Consider the following 6,186-nt stretch of genomic DNA (forward strand, 5'->3'; position numbering starts at 1 on the left):
GGGTTTTGAATGAAAGGATGGCGCAGGGATAAGGAGGGCAGGATTTATTTTAAAATAAATGTTGCGGAAGAGTAAAAGATTGCTACCTTTGCAGCCCTGATCGGAAGAACGGGAAGCTAAATAAAATTAGCGTATTGAAATAGAGGGAAAGAGGAAAAAGAGGGATGAAAAAAATAAAATTTATTTTATTTGTGATTCCGGAAAAGATCCTTACCTTTGCACTCCCAACCGAAAGGAAGGGCAAAAAAATCGGAACGGCGGATGTCGGAAAGATAGAAAAAAAAGATTGAGATAAACAGAAACACAGGAGAGACGAACAAGACTTTCCGCAACTGAAGTTTAACGATATAAAATGACCGGCCGTGAGGCTTACCTGGTCAATAAGTTCTTAAAAGAGATGTCAATGTAGCGTAGCGAGGTAATGGAGTACCGATCAAAGTACATGATTACGTAGCTTTATTTTAAAGGTGGTGTCTAACAGACAACATAACAAAAAAGAAGACTATTTTTAACAATAGTTAAAACTGGTCAGCATCTTACAACACATTTTACAATGGAGAGTTTGATCCTGGCTCAGGATGAACGCTAGCGGCAGGCCTAATACATGCAAGTCGAACGATAGATAGAAGCTTGCTTTTATCGAAAGTGGCGCACGGGTGCGTAACGCGTATGCAACCTACCTTAATCTGGGGGATAGCCCGGAGAAATCCGGATTAATACCGCATAAAATCACAGGATGGCATTATCCAATGATCAAACATTTATGGGATTGAGATGGGCATGCGTGTCATTAGCTAGTTGGCGGGGTAACGGCCCACCAAGGCGACGATGACTAGGGGATCTGAGAGGATGGCCCCCCACACTGGTACTGAGACACGGACCAGACTCCTACGGGAGGCAGCAGTAAGGAATATTGGTCAATGGAGGCAACTCTGAACCAGCCATGCCGCGTGCAGGAAGACTGCCCTATGGGTTGTAAACTGCTTTTATCCGGGAATAAACCTCATTACGTGTAATGAGCTGAATGTACCGGAAGAATAAGGATCGGCTAACTCCGTGCCAGCAGCCGCGGTAATACGGAGGATCCAAGCGTTATCCGGATTTATTGGGTTTAAAGGGTGCGTAGGCGGCCTGTTAAGTCAGGGGTGAAAGACGGTAGCTCAACTATCGCAGTGCCCTTGATACTGATGGGCTTGAATGGACTAGAGGTAGGCGGAATGAGACAAGTAGCGGTGAAATGCATAGATATGTCTCAGAACACCGATTGCGAAGGCAGCTTACTATGGTCTTATTGACGCTGAGGCACGAAAGCGTGGGGATCAAACAGGATTAGATACCCTGGTAGTCCACGCCCTAAACGATGAACACTCGCTGTTGGCGATACACAGTCAGCGGCTAAGCGAAAGCGTTAAGTGTTCCACCTGGGGAGTACGGTCGCAAGATTGAAACTCAAAGGAATTGACGGGGGCCCGCACAAGCGGAGGAGCATGTGGTTTAATTCGATGATACGCGAGGAACCTTACCCGGGCTTGAAAGTTAGTGAATCATTTAGAGATAAATGAGTGAGCAATCACACGAAACTAGGTGCTGCATGGCTGTCGTCAGCTCGTGCCGTGAGGTGTTGGGTTAAGTCCCGCAACGAGCGCAACCCCTATGTTTAGTTGCCAGCACGTTATGGTGGGGACTCTAAACAGACTGCCTGTGCAAACAGAGAGGAAGGAGGGGACGACGTCAAGTCATCATGGCCCTTACGTCCGGGGCTACACACGTGCTACAATGGATGGTACAGAGGGCAGCTACATAGCAATATGATGCGAATCTCACAAAGCCATTCACAGTTCGGATTGGGGTCTGCAACTCGACCCCATGAAGTTGGATTCGCTAGTAATCGCGTATCAGCAATGACGCGGTGAATACGTTCCCGGGCCTTGTACACACCGCCCGTCAAGCCATGGAAGTTGGGGGTACCTAAAGTATGTAACCGCAAGGAGCGTCCTAGGGTAAAACCGATAACTGGGGCTAAGTCGTAACAAGGTAGCCGTACCGGAAGGTGCGGCTGGAATACCTCCTTTCTGGAGTAGTACCACCTACTCGCCACGCAACATGATATTTCGAATTAAGGTAATAAGGTTTAAGGTAGAGGGTTATAAGGCTTAAGGTCTTGATCCCTGATACTAAGAGCATGATACCTTTACTTTAAAACACACAAGAGAAAAAAGAAACACCCAGAAGACAACGGAGTGCAGCCTATAAAGGTATAAGCATAACGGAACGGAAGATGGGGAAAGCCAAAGGAAAGCAGTAGCGGTAAGATACTATATACTGCATACGGACGCCGACCTTAAAATCAACAGTCCCGTAGCTCAGCCTGGTTAGAGCACTACACTGATAATGTAGGGGTCTCCAGTTCAAATCTGGACGGGACTACACATTAGAGTTGGGAGTTTAGAGAAACGGGTTGGGAGTTATGAATACTCCAAACTGAACACTCCGAACTCAAAACTATACTCTGGGGGATTAGCTCAGCTGGCTAGAGCGCCTGCCTTGCACGCAGGAGGTCAACGGTTCGACTCCGTTATTCTCCACCATTAAGGTTGAGGGTTAAAAGGTAGAGGGTTTAGGGTAATACCTATGGCTGAAACACACCGCAACATAATATAATACAAAGATTACCGGGATCGGTAATATACATTGACATAAAGATTAAGAAAGAAGAAACGCCACGGGGCACATATATAGTAATATATATGAAACGGTTCGAGACCGCATTTTTTACTAATAAGGAATAAGCTACAGGCTTAGGTTGGGGCACATTAAACCCTAAACCTTTATACCCTCAGCCTTATACCTTAATAAAGTTCTTTGACATATTGGAAGAAGTTAAAAAAGAAGAGCAAACAACAATAGGCGACTGTTGTGTTTGTGCTCACCGGACGGAGTAGCAATACAAAGCGAGGTATGAGACATCATGACAAGAGCAAAAAAAGCATACCATACGGCGCAAAAGGCGTATGAGTAGAAGAAAGTAATAAAGAGTACACGGGGGATGCCTTGGCTCTCAGAGGCGATGAAGGACGTGATAAGCTGCGATAAGCTTCGGGTATTTGCAAATAGGAATTGATCCGAAGATTTCCGAATGGGGCAACCCGGCATGTTGAAGACATGTCACATATAATGAGCAAACCTGCCGAACTGAAACATCTAAGTAAGCAGAGGAAGAGAAAATAACAATGATTTCCTAAGTAGTGGCGAGCGAAAGGGAAAGAGCCCAAACCTACCTTGTTACGGCAAAGTGGGGGTTGTAGGACTACAATGTGTCATTAGCAAACAGAAGTGGAATGGGATGGGAAGCCCAGCGATACACGGTGATAGCCCGGTACACGTATAGAATGCTAGGCTAGTAGTATCCTGAGTACCGCGAGGTCGGAGACGCCTTGTGGGAATCTGCCGGCACCATCCGGTAAGGCTAAATACTCCTGAGAGACCGATAGTGAACCAGTACCGTGAGGGAAAGGTGAAAAGAACCCCGAACAGGGGAGTGAAATAGAACCTGAAACCGTGTACTTACAAGCGGTCGGAGCGTACAAGTTGCGTGACGGCGTGCCTTTTGCATAATGAGCCTACGAGTTACTCCTCTCTGGCAAGGTTAAGTGTCTAAGGCACGGATCCGAAGCGAAAGCGAGTCTGAATAGGGCGTATAGTCAGAGGGGGTAGACGCGAAACCTTGTGATCTACCCATGGACAGGTTGAAGGTGCGGTAACACGTACTGGAGGACCGAACCGATAAACGTTGAAAAGTTTCCGGATGATCTGTGGGTAGGGGTGAAAGGCTAATCAAACTGGGAAATAGCTCGTACTCCCCGAAATGTTTTTAGGAACAGCGTGGATATTAAGTTTCATAGAGGTAGAGCTACTGATTGGGTGCGGGGGAGTCAAATCCTACCAAATCCAGACAAACTCCGAATGCTATGAAATATGATCTGCAGTGAGGCGCGGGGTGCTAAGGTCACGCGCCGAGAGGGAAAGAACCCAGACCATCAGCTAAGGTCCCCAAGTGACAGTTAAGTTGAACTAACGAGGTCCGATTGCACAGACAGCTAGGATGTTGGCTTGGAAGCAGCCATTCATTTAAAGAGTGCGTAACAGCTCACTAGTCGAGCGATCGGGCATGGATAATAAACGGGCATTAAACTGTTCACCGAAGCTATGGGATTGAAATATATCGGTAGGGGAGCATTCTAGCGGCAGCGAAGGTATCTGGTAATGGGTGCTGGAGCTTCTAGAAAAGCAAATGTAGGCATAAGTAACGATAAGGCGGGAGAGAAACCCGCCCACCGAAAGGATAAGGTTTCCTGATCAACGCTAATCGGATCAGGGTCAGTCGGGACCTAAGGAGAACCCGAAGGGGAAATTCGATGGACAACTGGTTAATATTCCAGTACTTTTTATAACTGCGATGTGGGGACGGAGTAGTGACACTGCCGCGATCTGACGGAATAGATCGTTAAAGACAGTAGGTATTAGAACGGTAGGCAAATCCGCCGATCTAGCTGAAAGTCGATAGTACCGCGAGCCTTCGGGTAAGCGGATAGCGCAGGTAATCAGACTTCCAAGAAAAACCGCTAAGCTTCAGGTTATAAAAACCCGTACCGCAAACCGACACAGGTATCCGGGAAGAGGATTCTAAGGTGCTCGAGTGAATCATGGCTAAGGAACTCGGCAAAATGGCCCTGTAACTTCGGGAGAAGGGGCGCTTGCAGCAATGTAAGCCGCAGTGAAAAGGCCCAGGCGACTGTTTAACAAAAACACATGGCTTTGCAAAATCGAAAGATGAGGTATAAGGCCTGACACCTGCCCGGTGCTGGAAGGTTAAGAGGGGATGTCATCCGCAAGGAGAAGCATTGAATCGAAGCCCCAGTAAACGGCGGCCGTAACTATAACGGTCCTAAGGTAGCGAAATTCCTTGTCGGGTAAGTTCCGACCTGCACGAATGGTGTAACGATCTGGGCGCTGTCTCAGCCATGAGCTCGGTGAAATTGTGGTCCCGGTGAAGACGCCGGGTACCCGCAACGGGACGGAAAGACCCCATGCACCTTCACTACAATTTAACATTGACATTGGATACAGGATGTGTAGGATAGGTGGGAGGCTTTGAAGCGGCGTCGCTAGGCGTCGTGGAGCCAACGTTGAAATACCACCCTTTCTGTATTCGGTGTCTAATCCGATCTTATCGGAGACATTGTTTGATGGGTAGTTTGACTGGGGTGGTCGCCTCCAAAAAGGTAACGGAGGCTTTCAAAGGTAAGCTCAGTACGCTTGGTAACCGTACGCGGAGTGCAATAGCATAAGCTTGCTTGACTGTGAGACAGACAAGTCGATCAGGGTCGAAAGACGGATATAGTGATCCGGTGGTTCTGCATGGAAGGGCCATCGCTCAAAGGATAAAAGGTACGCTGGGGATAACAGGCTGATCTCCCCCAAGAGCTCATATCGACGGGGAGGTTTGGCACCTCGATGTCGGCTCGTCACATCCTGGGGCTGGAGAAGGTCCCAAGGGTTCGGCTGTTCGCCGATTAAAGTGGCACGCGAGCTGGGTTCAGAACGTCGCGAGACAGTTCGGTCCCTATCTGTTGTGGGCGTAGGAATTTTGAGTGGGGCTGACCTTAGTACGAGAGGACCGGGTTGGACTAGCCTCTAGTGAATCTGTTGTTCCGCCAGGGGCATTGCAGAGTAGCTACGCTGGGAATAGATAAGCGCTGAAAGCATCTAAGTGCGAAACTAGCCACGAGATGAGAATTCCATATAGGACCGTAGAAGACTACTACGTTGATAGGCTACAGATGTAAAGGTGGTGACACCACAGTCGAGTAGTACTAATCATCCGAAGCTTTCAAAGCAAACAGACTGTTGTTTGTTCTTCATAATAACTTCTTTCAATAATGTTTAAGGTTTAAGGCGAAAGGTTTGAGGCAAAAGGTGAATACCTTCTACCTTCATACCCTCCAGGCTTCTACCTCAATAAAATATTCAGGTGCCTATATCGGTGGTGTCCACCTCTTCCCATTCCGAACAGAGAAGTTAAGCCCACCAGAGCCGATGGTACTGCGGTAACACGTGGGAGAGTAGGTCGGTGCCAGATCTTAAAAAGAAACCCCTTGACGATGAGTCGAGGGGTTTTCTTCGTTA

Annotated in this window: 2 tRNA genes and 3 rRNA genes; all 5 read left to right on the forward strand. The window is 47.8% G+C overall.

Going from position 1 to position 6,186, the window contains the following annotated elements:
* The first annotated feature begins 550 nt into the window (after window positions 1–550).
* Window positions 551–2,072 (forward strand): 16S ribosomal RNA (locus J7E57_RS26490).
* Between the two features lie 280 nt (window positions 2,073–2,352).
* Window positions 2,353–2,427, forward strand: a tRNA-Ile gene (locus J7E57_RS26495).
* 84 nt (window positions 2,428–2,511) lie between these two features.
* Window positions 2,512–2,588: transfer RNA gene (locus tag J7E57_RS26500), tRNA-Ala, on the forward strand.
* Between the two features lie 431 nt (window positions 2,589–3,019).
* A 23S ribosomal RNA gene (locus J7E57_RS26505) occupies window positions 3,020–5,896 on the forward strand.
* Window positions 5,897–6,027: 131 nt separating this feature from the next.
* A 5S ribosomal RNA gene (gene rrf / locus J7E57_RS26510) occupies window positions 6,028–6,139 on the forward strand.
* The 16S, 23S and 5S rRNA genes sit together here with 2 tRNA genes alongside, the layout of an rRNA operon.
* The last annotated feature ends 47 nt before the right edge of the window (window positions 6,140–6,186 follow it).

This window comes from Pedobacter sp. ISL-64 (assembly GCF_018613605.1).
GTDB lineage: Bacteria > Bacteroidota > Bacteroidia > Sphingobacteriales > Sphingobacteriaceae > Pedobacter.